At 46.0% G+C, this 18,159-nt stretch carries 19 protein-coding genes and 1 other annotated feature; of the genes, 12 read left to right on the top strand and 7 right to left on the bottom strand.

The annotated features are described in order from the left end of the window. The first annotated feature begins 24 nt into the window (after positions 1–24). The 5 genes from MHB54_RS18205 to yunB all read left to right on the top strand — a co-directional run bounded on the left by MHB54_RS18205 (position 25) and on the right by yunB (position 5,115). Positions 25–1,389 (top strand): ABC transporter substrate-binding protein, encoded by a 1,365-nt coding sequence (locus tag MHB54_RS18205; protein WP_023990217.1) that lies wholly within the window; start codon positions 25–27, stop codon positions 1,387–1,389. Positions 1,390–1,421: 32 nt separating this feature from the next. Then, a complete protein-coding gene (locus MHB54_RS18210) occupies positions 1,422–2,324 on the top strand; it encodes a carbohydrate ABC transporter permease (protein WP_023990216.1) in 903 nt (300 codons plus the stop codon). A 2-nt stretch (positions 2,325–2,326) separates the two neighbouring features. Beyond that, positions 2,327–3,163 (top strand): carbohydrate ABC transporter permease, encoded by an 837-nt coding sequence (locus tag MHB54_RS18215; protein ID WP_028541414.1) that lies wholly within the window; start codon positions 2,327–2,329, stop codon positions 3,161–3,163. An 83-nt stretch (positions 3,164–3,246) separates the two neighbouring features. Then, complete coding sequence (locus tag MHB54_RS18220) at positions 3,247–4,179, top strand: aldo/keto reductase (RefSeq protein WP_069080784.1); 933 nt, start codon at positions 3,247–3,249, stop codon at positions 4,177–4,179. 126 nt (positions 4,180–4,305) lie between these two features. Beyond that, complete coding sequence (yunB, locus tag MHB54_RS18225; RefSeq protein ID WP_023990213.1) at positions 4,306–5,115, top strand: sporulation protein YunB; 810 nt, start codon at positions 4,306–4,308, stop codon at positions 5,113–5,115. Between the two features lie 47 nt (positions 5,116–5,162). Here the strand turns inward: yunB and MHB54_RS18230 are convergent, their stop codons facing one another. Next, a complete protein-coding gene (locus MHB54_RS18230; RefSeq protein ID WP_053326070.1) occupies positions 5,163–6,269 on the bottom strand; it encodes a M23 family metallopeptidase in 1,107 nt (368 codons plus the stop codon). A gap of 248 nt (positions 6,270–6,517) precedes the next feature. Here MHB54_RS18230 and lipA point away from each other — a divergent pair, with 248 nt between their 5' ends. Continuing rightward, complete coding sequence (gene lipA, locus MHB54_RS18235; RefSeq protein ID WP_023990211.1) at positions 6,518–7,420, top strand: lipoyl synthase; 903 nt, start codon at positions 6,518–6,520, stop codon at positions 7,418–7,420. Positions 7,421–7,444: 24 nt separating this feature from the next. Beyond that, the gene (locus MHB54_RS18240) at positions 7,445–8,359 is read left to right on the top strand and encodes a YutD family protein (protein ID WP_028541418.1); all 915 of its coding nucleotides are present in this window, start codon (positions 7,445–7,447) and stop codon (positions 8,357–8,359) included. A gap of 58 nt (positions 8,360–8,417) precedes the next feature. Here MHB54_RS18240 and MHB54_RS18245 read toward each other — a convergent pair whose 3' ends face one another. Beyond that, a complete protein-coding gene (locus tag MHB54_RS18245) occupies positions 8,418–9,221 on the bottom strand; it encodes an NAD kinase (protein ID WP_013372943.1) in 804 nt (267 codons plus the stop codon). 66 nt (positions 9,222–9,287) lie between these two features. After that, positions 9,288–10,583 carry a sporulation integral membrane protein YlbJ gene (ylbJ, locus tag MHB54_RS18250; RefSeq protein WP_023990209.1) on the bottom strand — a complete coding sequence of 432 codons (1,296 nt, stop codon included), beginning with the start codon at positions 10,581–10,583 and terminating at the stop codon, positions 9,288–9,290. Positions 10,584–10,995: 412 nt separating this feature from the next. On the opposite strand from ylbJ, the gene MHB54_RS18255 reads away from it, so the two are divergent. Next, positions 10,996–11,373 (top strand): globin domain-containing protein, encoded by a 378-nt coding sequence (locus MHB54_RS18255; RefSeq protein ID WP_023990208.1) that lies wholly within the window; start codon positions 10,996–10,998, stop codon positions 11,371–11,373. Positions 11,374–11,415: 42 nt separating this feature from the next. Continuing rightward, positions 11,416–12,126, top strand: a complete 711-nt coding sequence (locus MHB54_RS18260) for a DUF2225 domain-containing protein (RefSeq protein ID WP_023990207.1) — start codon at positions 11,416–11,418, stop codon at positions 12,124–12,126. A 92-nt stretch (positions 12,127–12,218) separates the two neighbouring features. On the opposite strand, the gene MHB54_RS18265 is transcribed toward MHB54_RS18260, so the two are convergent. Then, positions 12,219–12,455: a hypothetical protein gene (locus MHB54_RS18265; protein ID WP_023990206.1), complete on the bottom strand. Its 237-nt coding sequence runs from the start codon at positions 12,453–12,455 to the stop codon at positions 12,219–12,221. Next, positions 12,452–12,622, bottom strand: a complete 171-nt coding sequence (locus MHB54_RS18270; RefSeq protein ID WP_014277894.1) for a YycC family protein — start codon at positions 12,620–12,622, stop codon at positions 12,452–12,454. The genes MHB54_RS18265 and MHB54_RS18270 overlap by 4 nt, the downstream gene beginning before the upstream one ends. Before the next feature lie 97 nt (positions 12,623–12,719). Here MHB54_RS18270 and MHB54_RS18275 point away from each other — a divergent pair, with 97 nt between their 5' ends. Both MHB54_RS18275 and MHB54_RS18280 read left to right on the top strand, forming a co-directional pair. Then, a complete protein-coding gene (locus MHB54_RS18275) occupies positions 12,720–14,507 on the top strand; it encodes a M3 family oligoendopeptidase (protein ID WP_075154720.1) in 1,788 nt (595 codons plus the stop codon). Positions 14,508–14,766: 259 nt separating this feature from the next. Further along, entirely contained in the window at positions 14,767–15,168 is a 402-nt protein-coding gene (locus MHB54_RS18280) for a hypothetical protein (RefSeq protein WP_023990204.1), read from the top strand. A 244-nt stretch (positions 15,169–15,412) separates the two neighbouring features. On the opposite strand, the gene MHB54_RS18285 is transcribed toward MHB54_RS18280, so the two are convergent. Together MHB54_RS18285 and MHB54_RS18290 are read right to left on the bottom strand one after the other, a co-directional pair. Continuing rightward, positions 15,413–15,649 carry an alpha/beta-type small acid-soluble spore protein gene (locus MHB54_RS18285; protein WP_013311861.1) on the bottom strand — a complete coding sequence of 79 codons (237 nt, stop codon included), beginning with the start codon at positions 15,647–15,649 and terminating at the stop codon, positions 15,413–15,415. Positions 15,650–15,739: 90 nt separating this feature from the next. Further along, a complete protein-coding gene (locus MHB54_RS18290) occupies positions 15,740–16,705 on the bottom strand; it encodes an aldose 1-epimerase (RefSeq protein ID WP_023990203.1) in 966 nt (321 codons plus the stop codon). Between the two features lie 141 nt (positions 16,706–16,846). Further along, positions 16,847–17,105 (top strand) — a binding site (T-box leader). 53 nt (positions 17,106–17,158) lie between these two features. Here MHB54_RS18290 and trpS point away from each other — a divergent pair. Continuing rightward, positions 17,159–18,148, top strand: a complete 990-nt coding sequence (trpS, locus tag MHB54_RS18295) for a tryptophan--tRNA ligase (protein WP_023990202.1) — start codon at positions 17,159–17,161, stop codon at positions 18,146–18,148. Positions 18,149–18,159: the final 11 nt, after the last annotated feature.

Below are 18,159 nucleotides of genomic sequence, written 5' to 3' on the forward strand. Positions count from 1 at the left end.
ATAACCGGTTTGGGGGCGTTACTCATGTTAAAACGAAAATTATGGATCGTCTGCATGTGCTTGATCGTTGGGCTTATGTCAGCCTGTAGTTCAAATGAGAGCAGCAGCAAACCAGTTGATTTGCAGGGTCACGAGCAAGTGACACTGACCTATGCCAGTTGGGGGAGCACCAATGAAAAGAAGGTTCAGCAGGAAATCGCTAAAAAATTTACAGAGAAATATCCGTGGATCAAAATTAACTATATGCATATCCCCGGGGATTACGTAACCAAATTAACGACGATGTTTGCCGCCAATCAGGCACCCGATGTATTTCCCATTTATAAAGCACAGGCTCTGCAATGGGCTGAACAAGGCAAACTATATAATTTAAATGAATTTTTGAAGGAGGATAAGGAGCTAACGAAGGAAAGTCTTATTCCTAATTCAGTCATCTATTGGGATAAGGACAAAGTGGCTGGGATCAAGGTAACTGAGGAAGCTTTCGCGCTTTATTACAATAAAGATTTGTTTGATGAGGCTGGTGTTGCTTTGCCGCCAGTAAAGGCTGAGGAGGCTTGGACATGGGAGCAGTTTTTAGAGACAGCACAAAAGCTGACCATTGATAAAGCGGGAAATAATGCGCTCAGTCCCAATTTCGATGCAAGTAACATTAAACAGTATGGAGTTCGGTTTGATACATGGATGTGGCATTTGCTTGTGCCTTCCAATAACGCAAGTGTCATTTCAGACAAAGGGGACTCGCTTAATCTTGAGAGCCCTGATGTGATTGAAGCTGTTCAGAAAATGGCTGATCTGATCAACGTTTATCATGTGGCACCGTCGCCAACGCAGTCCAAAAATATACCTTCCCCGGCCGTAGCACTACAAAGTAAGCGTGTAGCGATGGATTTGGATGGACAGTGGGTTCAATTGGATCTTGGAGAATCGAAGGTGAATTTTGGTGTAGGCGTGTTACCCAAGCTGAAGAGCAGCAAAACGATCCTGTTTGGCGAACCGGAAGTGATTTCTGCCAAAACCAAACATCCTAAAGAAGCATGGATGTTTTATAAATTCTTGCTGGATGCTGAAAGCGGACTTGACATGCATTCCAGCGGATTGTGGATGCCTGTCATGAAAAAGTGGTACACCGAACCAGACTTGATTAGCAAATGGGCCGATGTCAAACCAGGTCATGCCGATGGTTACCGTGATGCTGTCATGAACCAAACGCTGCATAACGGTGTCAATTCTTACGACTATTATCTGAAAAACTCGGAAAAAATCAATGCTATCATTAACCCGGCGCTGGATCAGGTATGGCTGGGCAAGAAAACGGTGGAGCAAGCATTCAAGGAGGTTTCCGCAAAGGCTAACGCGGAATTTAAAGGGACGTATCCAAAAGAATAGGGTGAGTGTTTGGACAGAAAGAGAGGGATAGAATGCAATCATTATCTTCTATTCGTAAGAAGGAAAATTGGTTGGGGTGGCTTTTTGCCGCCCCTGCTATTCTCGGATTTGTCATTTTTGTTCTGGGACCGATGATCGCTAGTCTCTGGTTCAGTCTTACCGATTACAAGGTTGCTTCACAGGCCCATTTTATCGGTCTGGATAATTACGTTCACTTATTTGACGGTACGGATCAATTTTTTTATAAATCACTCGGGGTTACGTTTTATTATGTGTTCCTGAGTGTGCCCTTGCAAATTATTGTAGCTTTCTTTTTGGCGATATTGCTTAATCAAAAGGTAAAAGGTCTGGCTTTTTTCAGGACTGTTTTCTATCTCCCTACCATTGTGCCACTCATAGCATCGTCTATGATCTGGATGTGGCTGTTTGATCCGGATCTTGGCTTGCTAAATGTGGTGCTGCGTGCGCTGCATTTGCCTGAAAGTCAGTGGATCTATAGCGAAGGGTCGGTAGTTCCTACTCTGGTTTTAATGAGTTTGTGGACCGTTGGAGGAACCATGATTATTTTTCTGGCAGGCTTGCAAGATATACCTAGACATTATTATGAAGCCATTGAAATTGACGGTGGAAACGCTCTTCATAAGCTTATGTATATTACAATTCCATTGACATCGCCCACTATTTTTTTTAATACGATTATGGGCTTCATCGGTGGGTTTCAAGTGTTTGTTCAACCTTACGTCATGACTCAGGGTGGACCCAATAACTCCAGCTTGTTTTATACCTTTTATTTGTTCCGCGAGGCATTTACTTTTTCGAATATGGGTTATGCCTGTGCTATTGCTTGGGTGCTCTTTATTGTCGTTTTGGTATTCACTGCCTTTCTGTTCAAGACGGCCCGAAAATGGGTGTATTACGAAGGCGGGGGGGCATGAACATGAAAAAACGCGGTTGGAGTTGGAGCAGGGTTTTGCTCTACGCAGTTCTCATAGTGGGCTCACTGTTTTGTATGTTTCCTTTTTACTGGCTGGTGCGAAGCTCCATGATGGATTTAAGTCAGATTTTTTTGATCCCGCCGAAATGGATTCCAGAGCCTTTTGTATTCGAGAATTTTTTACAGCCGTTTGAAGAGTTATCCTTTGGGCGCTATTTTGTGAATACATTTATCGTCGTTGCGGGTACTTTGGCGGGTGTACTTCTGTCGAGTACCATTTCTGCCTATAGCTTTGCGCGAATGAGATGGAAGGGAAGAGATAAGGTATTTGCCTTGTTATTAAGCAGCATGATGCTGCCGTTTGCAGTCACGCTGATTCCGTCATTTATTGGTTGGCAGGCATTAGGCATGGTTAATTCGTACGTTCCATTGGTATTACCTTCGTTTTTTGGTGGAGGCGTTTTTAATATTTTTTTGCTAAGACAATTCTACATGACGCTACCGCGAGAACTGGATGAAGCTGTATTTGTGGATGGAGGCAATCATTTTACGATTTTCACCCGTATTATTTTGCCTTTGTCGAGGTCGGCGATTTTGGTCATTGGATTGTTTACGTTTTTGAATACATGGAATGATTTTATGGGGCCGCTGGTTTACCTTAATGATGAGAGCAAATTTACGTTGGCGATTGGGCTGCAGCAATTTCAGGGAATATATTCGGCTCAATGGGGCGTTTTGATGGCCGCATCTTTAATTGTAGTCTTGCCTGCTATTATTCTTTTTGCCATAGGACAGAAGTATTTTATGGAAGGGATTGCCTTGACGGGGATTAAAGGATGAGGACAACTGCCAGGTACGCACTTTGCTTTTTTTGGAATCTAATAATAAAATGGAAGTAACTTTCGAAAAGGAGATGACGTGAATTGGCAGAGCAAGTGCGTCTTGGCAAAACAGATTTATATGTAAAACCAATTGGTTTGGGTGCAAATAAGGTGGGAGGACATAATCTCTTTTCCGATTTGAATAATGAAACGGGCAAAGAAGTCGTTCGCACAGCTTTGGACAATGGCATCAATTTTCTGGATACGGCTTTTATTTATGGACCTGAGCACTCGGAACGGTTGATTGGTGAGGTATTGAAAGAGCGTGGTCAGCGTGATAAAGCTGTTATTGCCACGAAGGGTGCACACAAATTTGTGAACGGAGAGGTCGTTTTTGACAACTCGCCTGCTTTTTTACGTGAATCCGTTGAATCCAGCCTGAAAAGATTGCAGACCGATTATATCGATCTGTTTTATATCCATTTCCCGGACGAAGCAACGCCGAAGGCAGAAGCGGTCGGAGAACTGAAGAAGCTTAAGGACGAAGGCAAAATCAAGGCTATTGGCGTATCTAACTTTTCCATTGAACAACTTAAGGATGCGAATAGCGACGGTTATGTAGATGTGCTCCAATCCCAATATAATTTGTTTCAACGGGAAGCTGAGAAGGATCTGCTGCCTTATACCAAGGAAAATGGCATTTCGTTTGTGCCTTATTTCCCGCTAGCCTCAGGATTGCTGGGTGGTAAGTATACGAAAGACATGACCTTCACGGACATCAGAGCAAAAAATCCACTGTTTCAGGGAGATGCATTTGCTCGTAATTTGGACAAAGTGGAGCAGGTACGAGAGATTGCCAATGCGTTGAATGCAGAGGTTGCTCATGTTGTACTCGCATGGTATTTGACCCGCGATTCGATTGATGCCCTCATTCCAGGGGCGAAGGGGCCGGAGCAGGTGCTGGCGAATCTGAAGACGCTAAATGTCCAATTGAGTCAGGCTGATATCGAAAAGATTGACCACATTTTCAAATAATAAGTGCACCTGAAATTTGCAATTGTATATGTATTCCATCTAGAGAAGCTGCCGGACGGGCGGCTTCTTTTTCGTCCCTCCCTTGCATATCCTTGTAGGGTAAGTTCAACGCTGCGGGGGGATCGGATGATGAGAAGACCGCAATGGCACAGCGCGCCCAACAGAAGACGACGCGGCAGACGTAGAGTATTTTTGATTGTGGTACTGGCGCTGCTGGTGGGAATCATACAGGTGGCTGCTTATGTGGAGCAGCATTTGAAGCCGCCTATGATGCACCTGGCAAAAGTACGGGTCAAACAAATGGCGACGGAGGCTATTAATTCAGCAATTACAGCACAGGTAGAGCAGGGGAAGACGGCTGATAATTTGATCGAATGGAGAACGGATGCACAAGGAAGAACCTCCGGCTTTGTTCTGAATTATGCAGAGCATATGAGAATTACGTCAGACACGCTCAAAGCAGTCAAGGCAACGATGGACAGCATGAGCCATTTTGATGAGAGTGTTCCGATTGGTCAGGCATTGGGCAGTCCACTGTTGGCAGCTTATGGACCAACGGTCCCCCTAAAGGTGGAGCCGCATGGAGCAATCAAGGTGGATTTAAATACCCGTCAACAGGATGCGGGCATAAACATGATCTTGGTGGAAGTGTACATTCGGATTACGACGGAAGTGTCCGTGGTTATACCGTTTGAGATGCAACCTCAGATTGTGGAGACGGAAATTCCGGTTTCTTATTTATTAGTGGTAGGCAACGTTCCGATGTACTACTATGACAATCAGGGGAAACCAGTGGGTAAAAATGGTGCAGCCGCTCCGCAGTTGGCGTTGCCTCCCCATTCCATAGAGAGTAGCGGCGCTGTAGATCCCAGCACAGTAAGTGTTCCAGAGGTACAGGAAGACCAAAACACCTCCAGTCAGTCCCCAACGCCATAGAGCAGAGGGGGACTGACGTCAGACGCTCAGGAAAAACAAAAGAGACCCTATGAGGAGGTCCCTTTTGTTTTTCCTGTTTTGAGCGCTTTGCGTTCGGTCTGCTCCCACTGTCTTAATAACGGATACGGGTCAAAGGACCAATCTGCCCAGCCATTGTCCCGATATATACCATAGTGCAGATGCGGTGGAAACTTGCCTTGGGTACCGGGTTTTCCATAGCCCGAGCTTCCGACCCAGCCAACCGTCTGACCGGGTGTAACGATGTCTCCGTTGTGGACGGTTTTGTCAAAGCCGGAAAGATGCGCATAGTAGTGATAGCGGTTGTTGAGATCTCGGATTCCGATTCGCCATCCGCCGAAGGGATTCCAGCCCTTCATTTCAACTACACCGTAGCAGGTACTGCGAACTGGAACTCCATAGCCAGCAAACAGATCAGTTCCTTCATGTATACGGTAACCGCCCCAGCTACGACGGCTTCCCCATGTGCTGCGGTAGCTATAGATGCTGCCTAAAGGAAGGGGGAAAGCTTGACTGACCAGATCCAGCTTGCCATACGTCCGATACAGCTTGGCAAACTGCTGAACTCTTTGAACTGCGCGGCTGTTATGGTAATATTCCCAAACGGCAATACCAAATTCATCCTCGTTGTTTCCATACTTTCCGAGATAAGATGCGATGCTGAATAGCAGATCCTTGTCATTATTACGGTCAGCGATTCCATCACCCGAACCGTCTTGTCCCAGCCCGGAAAATAGTTCAATGGAACGCGGATTTTGATCCTCCGAATCAGGGTTCATCAGGCCGGACCAGACTGGTCCCGTGATGAAAATACCTATGATCCGTTCCGCATGCTTGCGATCCCTGGGATGGGCCACTGTAAGTGTGCGTTCATACTGGTCGATGGCGGCCAGCCTGTACCAAGGAACTCCAGTCAGGGCTTCGATGGAATGATATAGAGCCAGCCTGGACGTATACGACGAAGACTGAACATGTGAAGCATCTACATTTGCGGTCAGGCTGCTTCTGGCGGACGAGGACTGTAAGTGATTGGCAAAGGCATGGGCAGGAAGCGGACAGGCCGTTGTCAGTGTAGTAGCGCATAACAGCAGCGATAACAAACGAACAGCTCGGGCTGTCCGCGTAGGGTAAGGCACGTGAACCGACCTCCTATAGAAGGGCTTAATCGCCCGGTAAATTCTAGGCCCCGTATTCAATAGCGTGAATAGGGTGCTTTTGTTTAGATTGAGCCATATCCGCCGCTTTTATCCATGTAAAGAGTTTACTTTTTCCGGCATCAATGTCATATCAAAAAGGGAACAATGAATGGAGGTTTTTCCATGGCTTTCATGTTATAATGTATGGCAATGACAGCTTAAGCTTATCAGAAAGAAGGTCTATGCCATTGTCTAGAAAAGTGAAGGAAGCTAAGCCCGACTGGATTCGTATTAAACTTACGACAGGCGATAACTATCAGGAAATCAAGAGCATGATGCGTTCCAAGACATTACATACCGTATGTGAGGAGGCACGATGCCCTAATATATATGAATGCTGGGCCAATAGGACAGCTACATTTATGATTTTGGGTGATACTTGTACGCGTGCGTGTCGTTTTTGCGCAGTAAATACGGGAATGCCTACGGAACTGGACTTGCAGGAGCCTGAACGCGTCGCTGAAGCGGCTGAAAACATGAATTTGAAGCACTGTGTCGTAACCAGTGTGGCTCGCGACGATTTGAAAGATGGAGGTGCTACTATATTTGCAGAAACGGTTCGTGCGATTCGCCGCCGGTTACCTTTTTGCAGTGTAGAAGTATTGATTCCCGATTTTATGGGCGATATTGAATCGCTACGAATCGTCATGGATGCCAAGCCAGATATTCTGAATCATAATATTGAAACGGTGGAGCGAATGTCCGACAAAGTTCGGGCTAAAGCGAAATACCGTCGCTCTCTGGAGCTGCTTCAACGTGCGAAGCAATTAAATCCGGCTATTCCAACGAAATCAAGCATCATGCTAGGTGTCGGGGAAGAGTGGGACGAGATCTTACAAACCATGGATGATCTGCGCAAAGTCGATTGTGACATTATGACAATTGGTCAATATTTGCAGCCGTCCGAGAAACATTTATATGTGCAAAAATATTATCCACCGGAAGATTTTGCGAAGTTAAAGGAAGAGGGATTACAGCGGGGATTCAGCCACGTCGAATCCGGACCGTTGGTCCGCAGCTCCTACCAAGCGCATGAGCAGGTGAAGTCAGCCGCTCAGCATAAGGAAGAAGGCGCCCTTTCGCAGGCTTGATCCGGGAAAGGCGGTCAGAATAGCTTGTTTCAAATCGGTGGTAAAAACTATGAATTGTTGCAGGATCACAAGAACGGGTGGAATCCCGAAGCGTTTCGTGATCGGTATAGTGAAGTGCTGGATCGCTATGATTACATTATTGGTGATTGGGGTTACAATCAGCTACGTCTTAAGGGCTTTTATCGAGACGGTCATCCCAAAGCAAATAAGGATACATCTATAGTGATACTGGACGATTACATTAATGAATACTGCAATTTTGGCTGTGCCTATTTTGTGTTGCAAAAAAGTCGTGAAGTGGTTAATAAAAACGGGGTCAATGATGAAATCATTGCTCCAGATATTCAGCAGTTGGTAGATGCTCAAAGGGAACAAGCAGGAACGCTAGAACCCGAAGAGCAGCAAGAAGTATTGCAACATACAGCTGGAGAACAGGAGTGGCCGCAATCACAGCAGGATTCCACAGCTACGGAGGAATCGCGAGTGGAGCAGCCTCGAGAATCCCGGGAACCACGCGAGTTGCAACGTCGGGAATCGAAGGATGCCCAGGAAGTACGTGAGCGACAGCCGCGTGAAGCTCGCGAAAGTCGTCCATCCAGAGAAGGACGTGAAGGAAATCGGCAGCGTGAGCCACGTGAAGCACGCGATTCGCGCCAGCCAAGAGAACCACGTGAAGCAAAGGATGGACGCAATCCGGGTGAAGGGCAGCAAGCCCGGGAACCACGTAGACAGCGCAATCAGCAAGGGAGTTTCGATAAAAAGGAATCGCGTGGACCACGCTATGAGCGTCAATCAAAGGAAAATCGGGAGGGACGGCAAGTTCGTGTCTCTCGTGAACCTGAGGGCCAGCGTCAGACCCAGCCAGCTGCTAAAGCCGAAAGAGCTGAGGGTAGTAAAAAGAATAAAACATTTACAGCTCCACAACAAAACGGTTCCTGAATTTTCAGGGGCCGTTTTGTTTGTAAAAAAAGAGCCAGATTCGGCTCTTTTATAGGTTCTAATTAAGAAAAGCGTTGCGTACTCGATCCCAAAATGGGAAAGGACGGTAACGAGCGAAGCTGATCTTCTGACTTGCGACCTGACATCGAACAGAGATTAAGTCATCCACAGGAAAGTTGAGGTGATCTACTGTCAATAAGAGACGCTGATCTTTCCGTGAAAAAATATCACAATGATGGTGTTTGGGCAGTAGCAATGGCGATCCCAGTGTCCGATACACACGGTTATTAATGGAAGCGATCTCAGTCAATTGCAATGCTTCAATGGTGGGATGAACCATAGCTCCGCCAAGTGCTTTATTATAGGCGGTCGTTCCTGAGGGGGTAGAAACACATATACCATCACCGCGAAACATTTCAAAGGTGATATCGTTAATATCTACTTGGGCAACGACAGTGCCATCCACCCCTTTTAATGTAAATTCATTCAAGGCAATAAAAGAAGCATTGCCTGACTTCTTGTGAATTTCCAACTCAATCAGTGGATACTTAACGATTCTCGGGTTAAGCGGTCCTTCAGATCCGCTTTGGCTCATCAGGTGGATTAGCTCCTCCAGCTCGTCCGCACGCCAATCAGCGTAAAAGCCTAGATGACCGGTATGTACACCAACAAAGGCAATATCCGGAATGCGGTCGATGAAGGTATGAAACGCATGAAGCATCGTACCATCGCCTCCAATAGACACGACGATTTCCGGCGATTCGGCATCCAGCTTGAAATTCTTTTCTTGGGCAAGACGGTGAAATTGCTGACTCAAGTCCATGGAGTGCTGATCCCCGCGATCCAGAACATAATATCTCAAGATGAAAAGCTCCTTTGTCATGGGTATATATCGATCATAATCAATTATGAGCAAGAACACAATCGTTCATTGCCTGTGTGTTCTTCTCAAACGTACATATAAGCGACTTGTACCCACACTCAACCATGAGAGACTAAGCATTCCAGCCAGTATAAAGGCAAGAAACAGCAGACTTTGCAACAACATGACGGACGAGAAGCCAGGTGACCACGCGATGTCGTATATCGGAGAAAAGACTGGAGAGCTTCCCTGTCCCATAAGAGGCCGCCATAACACGAGAGCTAGCAGTGCTGAGATGATGCCGTGCGCAGCCCGGGCCAACAAAAATGGCAAATAACGAAGATCCGTCATATTTAAAATACTTGCAACCTGCGCATGAACCGACAGCCCGCCCCAGGAGAGAACAAAAGCGGCTGCGGCTACCTTGAATGGTAACGCCGCTGCCGTGGCTTTACCTGCGGCTTGCGCTCCTAAAGTGACTTCGAAAATACCACCCACAATGGACTCCGTTAACGTAGGAGGAAGACCACATGCAGTCAATAGGCTTGCTGTAAGCAGATGAAGCCCGCTCATTAAACCGGAGTTCGTCAAAGCTTCTAAAATGACGCAGAAGAATACAACTAGCCCTCCTACGACAATAATAAGGCGTAGGGAGGAAGTAATCGCCTGACGAAGTAACTCACCCAATGGGCGACCATCTTCCAAACGAGCTGTATGCATGGCATATAATGCTTGGCGTAGGGGTCCAGGCTGCCTATTGCGATCTGCTGCTTTTGTATTCTTGGACTTCGACCAGGCTTTTTGAGTAGGTTGGCGGTCGCTGCGAGTACCTGTTTCCCCTGAACGGGAACCGTGGAAGCGCATAAGCAGCCCGATGATGAGCACGCCACCATAATGGGCCGCGCCTAGTACGAGTGCAATTTCTGGTTGATGGAAGAAGCCAACGGAAACCGCACCGATCAAAAATATCGGATCAGAGGAAGTAGTAAACGCGACCAAACGCTCTCCTTCAATGCGTGTGATCCATTTTTGCTCCCACAGCTTGGCTGTTAGTTTAGCTCCAATCGGGTAACCGGATGCACAGCTGACCGCAGCGACAAAACCCCCACAGCCAGGTACACGGAATAGAGGCTGCATCAGCGGATCCAACAGCGCACCTATGAAATGAACAATTCCGAAACCGAGGAGAAGCTCGGAAATAACGAAAAACGGGAATAAAGACGGAAACAGCACGTCCCACCAGATGGCAAGCCCCCGAAGCCCGGCATTCAGAGAAGATTGCGGGTATACAGCCATAAGCATAAACAGGAATAGCAGTGTAAGGATGAGCAGAGGAAGCGAGTAACGACGGTATAGCGACATAGAGGCCCCTCCTTTGGTGTTGTACTAATATACCTATGTCGGGGATGGACAAAGAGTACAAAAAAATCAAAGAAAACGGTTACATTTATTGCTGTATTTTTGTAAATAGTATGTTAAAATAGGAAAACAACGATCCATAACCTTAAGGATGGAGTGATCAGGATGAGTATCGTTGCCGGTCTGTTCGTATGTGCTTTTGTGTATGTTATTCGTGCCTCTCTCGTCCATCCCGGTGAAGAGGATTGGCGGAGTTATTAGTGGTATTTATAGAATGACGAAGCTGTGTGCAACGAAGCACACCCTCTTCATATGTTAAATTGATAAAATGACGCTTATTTTTAGCGTCATTTTTTGTTTTTTGTTATAATACGGGTGTATATTTATTACCATAGCACAGAAAGTTGGAGAAAAAGTGAACCCTAGCCTGAGCATTTATGACAACCTTGGGGGTGCGGAAGGTGTTCGTGCTATTATTGAGGCCTTCTACCCGAGAGTTTATAAAGATCCGTTGTTAAGTCCCCTGTTTCCTAAAGACATGGAACCGGTTAAGGAAAAGCAGTATATGTTCCTGAGCCAGTTTTTTGGAGGACCGTCCCTTTTTTCTGATGCATATGGTCATCCGATGTTACGTGCCAGACATATGAAGTTTCCCGTAACGGAGGAGCGAGCAGAGGCATGGTTGTCTTGTATGGCAGGTGCGTTAACGGATACGGGCATTGAGGAGCCGCTTCGTTCAATCATACTTAACCGTTTGTCTGGTCCTGCGCATCATTTTGTAAATACCCCGTAAGCTTTCGGGGATTGCCGAATTTTGGAGAGGGTTGTAAAAACATTGGAACTTGAACCGTTATATCAGATCAAAATCATTTGCCCACATTGCGAAGAAGAATTTCAGACATCCCGTGTAAGACCAAGCCTAAAGAAGGCCATTCGTACGGATTCAGATTTTTGTGCTTATTATAAGAATGAAAATCCGGATTTTTATGTCGTAAGGGTCTGTCCTCATTGTGGATTTACCTCGACAGAGCACTCTACCGTTCAGTTAAGCGAACAGCAAACCAAGATATTCAAGGATAAAATCGGTAATCGCTGGCAGTCTCGCGAATATGGCGGGCATCGTAGCTGGGAAGAGGCATTAGAAACGTATAAACTGGGTTTACTATGTGCCCAGGTCATCGGAGAAAAGGAACGCGTAGTAGCTAGTCTATTACAGCATATCGCTTGGATGTACAGATACCAGGGAAATGAGGAGCAGGAGCTTCGCTTTCTCAAATTTAGCCTGGATTCTTATGTTCGGGTCTATGAGCTGGAGGGTGTCGGGGCGAATAATGCCAAACTGCTTTATCTGATTGGTGAATTGCATCGACGTACAGGCAACTTTAACGAAGCGGTACGCTGGTTTTCGCGTGTCATTAATGACAAAAAGATTATGGATGCAGCCATGATCCGGGCTTCCCGTGAACAGTGGTCTGTACTGCGAGAACAAATGCTGGCTAAAAATTACCAACTGCCGGAGGAAATGCAAGACGCAAGCTCCTCCTGAAGAAATAAAGGTGTGCACTATGGCCGATTTAGGCTCATGGTTCACACCTTGTTTGTAAAACGGGTTATCTTATCTTACAACTGCCTCATGAATTAATGATGACGCAATGTGGTATCTGACAGCAAATAATCGTCATCACAATCCACTAAAGTAACCTTGTTATGGCAGCATGGAAACACAAGCAGCTTTTTCATACCTTCGTGTATGAGCTTAAGTTCTTTTGGCTTCAGGGGCAGCAAAACATTATCATGGTCGCAAAACGGACAAGACTGTACATAAACGTCTCCCATGACGATGTCATAAGGCCAGGTTTTATGAAAAGGGATCATGATTTGTCCGATTCTCCGCCGTTCGGGTCAGCGGTTTCTTCTTTAGCCAGTTCGGCTAGCTTTTGCATCAAAATGTGCTGGGGTGTATGCATAAGGTGTTCCAGCGGAATGCCGAGCTTTTCGGATAATTTCACAGCCGTTTCCGGCGAAATTTGTAAGGGTCTCATCCTGTTTTCCTCCCAATTGTAGTGATTTACTATCACGATGTAGCTTTATTGTATATGAAACCACAAGAATTCGCCAAAAAAGAAAGGTGGAACTATTATGAAAACACCGTTAAAGCAAACATGGGATCTGGAATCTATTTTTAGCGGAGGATCTTCCTCTGCCTCATTTCTTGCATTTTTGGAAGAAATGGAAAGCAAGGTCCAACAACTGCAAGCTCAGCTTAAAGCAGCCAAAGTACCACAAACGGTATTGGATACCGAGCGTCTGGATAGTGTACTGAATAGCATACAGGAGCTGTTTAATGGTGCGTCGCAGGCGGGTTCCTTTGTCTCTTGTCTAACTGCTCAAAACCAGCACGACAAGCTGGCTGTTCAACTGGGGGCGCGTGTCAATACGCTATATGCCCAAGGAAAAAGTGCTTTAGTATCTTTCCAGAACTTGCTGGCACAAACCAGTGAAGACATTTGGCAGAAATGGATGGAGCGCGAAGCTATCCAGCCGATTTCTTTTGTCCTGACCGAATATCGGAACGAAGCACGTGAAAAAATGGCTCCTGAGCTGGAAAGCCTTGCATTGGATCTGGCAGTGGATGGCTACCATGGCTGGGGCGACTTTTATGATACCATTGTCAAAAATATGACGATCCCTGTGCCAGAAAATGGCGAGATCGTAAACCTGTCTGTAGGTCAGGCAGCTAATAAGCTGGATGAAGCAGATCGCAGCGTACGTAAAGACGTATTTGCACGTTGGGAAGAGGCATGGACTCAGGTAGAGGACTATTGCGCGGATACATTGAATCATTTGGCAGGCTTCCGTCTGAAGCTATATGAAAAACGAGGCTGGACAGATGTGCTTAAAGAACCGCTGGAAATCAGCCGTATGTCTGCACAAACGCTGGATACGATGTGGCAGGTTATTAATGAAACAAAGCCTATTGTAGTCAAATACTTGGAGCGGAAAGCAAAACTGCTGGGCTTAGAGAAGTTGTCCTGGCATGACGTTGAAGCTCCGCTGGGGACGTCAACCACTAAAATCCCTTACGACGATGCTGCTGTAACGATTGTTGAGCAATTTGGTAAATTTAGCTCGAGAATGGCTGAATTTGCCCAAATGGCTTTTGAGAAAAGCTGGATCGAAGCAGAAGATCGTCCAGGCAAACGTCCGGGTGGTTTCTGTACATCTCTGCGTCTGAGCAAAGAGACCCGTATTTTTATGACCTATGCCGGATCCCCATCCAATGTTTCGACACTGGCCCATGAGCTCGGACATGGTTATCATCAGCATGTGATGAATGAATTGCACCCATTGAATCAAAATTATGCCATGAACGTAGCTGAGACGGCATCGACGCTGGCAGAACTAATTGTATCAGATGCGTTGCTGGAAGCTGCCGAGGGTCAGGAAAAGGTGGCTTTGCTGGAGGATAAAATTCAGCGTGGTGTAGCCTTCTTTATGAACATTCATGCCCGTTTCCTGTTTGAAACCCGTTTTTACGAGCTGCGGAAAAAAGGAGTCGTAGGAGCACAACAATTAAGCGAGTTGATGGAACAAGCGCAGCGTGAAGCGTTTAGTGGTGTCCTGGATGAGGCTCATCCTCATTTTTGGGCATCCAAGCTGCATTTCTATATTACGAATACTCCATTCTACAACTTCCCGTACACATTCGGGTATATGTTCAGTGCAGGAATTTACGCTTTTGCGAAGGAAAATCCTGACGGCTTCGCCGACCAATATGATGCCTTGCTGCGTGATACAGGTCGCATGACAGTCGAAGAATTGGCTTCCAAGCACTTAGGTACCGATTTAACACAGGCTGACTTCTGGCGTAATGCTGCGCAAGTTACTGTTCAGGATATTGAGCAATTTTTACAAATGACAAAATAACGGATTTACACTTTAGAGGTCTCCCACGAGGGAGGCCTTTTTTGTAATTTTTGCAGAAGATGATGAACAAAGTCGCAAAATGTCGAAGTGTAATTAACATTACCTGTTGGCGAAATTTAAAATGATGGATATACTTAGAAAATAGTTATAAATACCCAATTATGTTGGTTTTGATTGTAAGGTTAAAAATCTTCGCATATAATTGAGCCGTAAGACCTATTAAATATTTTTGGATAAGGTATATAGGAGGGTTTTTGTAATGGATGAAGTAGGTCAATTGTCGTTGGCAAGGCAGATGGATATCGTTTTAAAAGAACTGGATAATGAACTGGCGGGTTTGTCGTCAGGTATCGTATTTGTACAAATACGTAACAATGTAGTTGGGAAATTTGGGATTCGTCATAATCCGCTTGCAGGTAAAGGTGGCACATTTGCAGCAGTAGAACCGGGGTTATCAGTAAAGCATCGGGAGGATTTTCGGCGTATGGCCCTAGAAACGCTAAATCATAAGCGTAGCTGGACTCATGGTGAGATTGCTTTCGATTTTGCCATCAGACAAGGAACGATTTTGGTAGATGCAACACTGGAGTCAAACTACAACATGGCGAATCTCATGATCCGCTACAACAAGCCTACATACCGAGCGGCTAATTCGGAATAAACATTTATATGAGAATTTTGCAAAAATCCCATAAGCGACTTCCAATGAACAAGATATAGATCGAAATGGTTAGTTCGTCTATATCTTGCACTTCGGAGCGACTGGAATCGAATTTTGCAAAATCCTGATAAAAAAGAGTAAAGAAAAGGCGGCCTTCCTAGGGAAGACCGCCTTTGTTATATGCCCGTTATAACGTATTTTGGTAAATTACGATGAACGGAATGCTCACGCGGAATAATGACGCTTATTGACCTGAACGACCTGATAATTGCTGTTCGGCCAGCTGTACCAAGCGTTTAGTGATATAGCCTCCCAGAGAACCAGCTTCACGGGATGGCATGTCACCGTAGTAACCATCTGCCGGAATGGTGATGCCCAGCTCTTGTGCAGCTTCATATTTCAATTGTTGCAATGCGTTGTTGGCTTGAGGAACAACTAGGTTGTTACTGCGACGGCTTCTGCCTTGATTAGCTTCATTCATGTGTAGTCACCTCCTTCGGCTGTGATGAGGTTAGTATGCGACAGAGTTATGAAAATATGCGCCGAAGGAAGAAAAGTGACTAGAGGAAAATTACGGATATATGATATGAATCTGAGTTTTGAGGTCGATGGATTGCTGAGGCTCCAGACGGATCAGCCCGGCTTCCCCGACAGGATCAGGTGAATTGGGTGCATCAGGCAGCCATGTATAAGGCTCAATGCAAAGATACTGGTCGCATTCACCTTTGGTATATAAAACCCAATACTTATAGTATTGCTCATCTGCTGTGTAGCGGATTTGATAACCGTCGTCACGGGTCAAAAGAGCTTCAGCAGGGCCTTCCGTTGCCCGCAGCAAAGTATCTAGATTTGTTCCTTTCAAAGAAAGACCCGAAGAGAGCTGCTCCAAGTCATCTAACGAAGTAATGATACCTGTAGGTAGCTGTTCAGCATCCTGCTCATATACGCCGTTCACAGGCAGCTTTAGGCGCCAGCGCTCAGGTTCTCCGTCCACCATAAACCAAGTGTGATATCCCAAGCCAAATGGGGCTGCTTTTTCACCTAAATTCGTTACGCGCAGCGTTTGACTTAATACAGCACCCTGCAAGCGATACGTCATCTCCAAACGTAAAGGAATGGGGAATTGTTCCATCCAGTGCGGATCACTTTCTGTCAAAAGCTCAGTAGTAACACTGCAACCTTCTTCATCCTCTTCAATATCACTGCAGCGCCAGGACTGATTACGATGCAGACCGTGTATATGATTGTCATTGGCTGTATTTCGGTCGAACTGATAAGGAACACCGTCAAACTCAAATTGTCCCTTGCGAATTCGGCCTGGAGGAATCAAAATGGGCAAGCCAAAATGATAAGGCTTTTGTAAATAGAAAGCCAATTCTTCCTCACCAGGCCGACGTACGATATCCCGGTCGAGCTTCAGATCACGCACTGAGATAATATTATTCCCGAGGCGAGGGATCATCGTAACTTCGAGTTCACCACTATGTAAAACATACGTGTCGTAACCGTTCCAGTGTTCTTTGGTCACTTGTTTCATATCCATGCTCCTTTGTCCACTATAATCGGTTGAAGCTTCGTGTCATTATGATAACAGATTTTTGATCGTAGGGCACAATCGTCATTTGACAATAACATTATGCGGAATTATCATTAATGTAGTTTAGAAAGTAATGACATGGATAACACGATGATGAGGACAAGTAAGCTTTCGCATAAGCTCTTCAGAAAGCCGGTGGTGGATGGGAACCGGTGAGCCTGCACTGCTGAATGGACCTTGGAGTGCCGAACAGAACAGGATTCTACTGTCCTCAGTATGACGGCCGATTGCTCCCCGTTAACGGAGCTTTAAGATTGCAGGCAGCCACGGAGCATAGCTCTGACAAGTAATAGGCTGACGGCAATGAATAAGGGTGGTACCACGGTCTCGCGTCCCTTGAGGATGCGGGGCCTTTTTGCGTTCTAATTTTGAAATAAACGGAGGAGGAAGAATATGAAAACTGTACTTTCAGGTATTCAGCCTAGCGGACAACTTACTTTGGGCAATTATATTGGTGCAATGAAAAACTTTGTCAAATTGCAAGAGGATCATCAATGCTACTTTATGGTCGTGGACCTTCATGCAATTACCGTACCGCAGGAACCGGCCCAATTACGTGAGCAGTCGGAGGCGGTAGCGGCATTATTTATCGCAGCAGGTATTAACCCGGAGAAATCCAATGTCTTTTTACAATCCCATGTTCCTCAGCACGCTGAGCTAGGATGGTTGATGACAACACTGACGAATATGGGCGAGCTGGAACGTATGACTCAGTTTAAAGACAAAGCGGCAGGCAAGGACTCCGTAGGAGCAGGGCTGTTCGTATATCCATCGTTGATGGCAGCTGACATTTTGCTCTACAACGCGGATCTCGTTCCGGTAGGCGACGATCAGAAACAGCATCTGGAGCTGACACGCGATTTGGCGGGTCGCTTTAATCACCGTTACGGAGATTATTTTACTGTTCCCGAACCGTATATCCCTGAAGTAGGGGCGAGAATTATGTCCCTGGATGATGTATCCAAAAAAATGAGTAAGAGCAATCCGAATGCAGGCAGCTTTATTGCCCTGCTGGACGAACCGAAAGTCATACGCAAGAAAATTAGCCGCGCTACAACCGATTCTGGTAGTGAGGTTAGATATGATCCAGCCAATAAACCGGAAATTAGTAATCTGATGGGCATCTACAGCCAGTGTTCCGGTTTGTCGCTCCAAGAAGTGCAGGATCGCTATGAAGGTCAAATGTACGGAACATTTAAAAAAGAACTGGCAGAGACCGTTGTAGCTATGCTTGAACCGATTCAGCAGCGCTATCGCGACATCCGGGAATCCGGTGAGATTGGACGTATTTTGGCCCAATCCGCAGAGCGCGCACAAGAAGCGGCTGAAGTCACGTTGTCTGCGGTCAAAGAGCGCATGGGCTTTCTGCCACGTCTACGCTAAAGCATATTGAG

Origin of the sequence: Paenibacillus sp. FSL M7-0802, from assembly GCF_038004945.1 — a bacterium.
GTDB classification, from domain to species: domain Bacteria; phylum Bacillota; class Bacilli; order Paenibacillales; family Paenibacillaceae; genus Paenibacillus; species Paenibacillus polymyxa_B.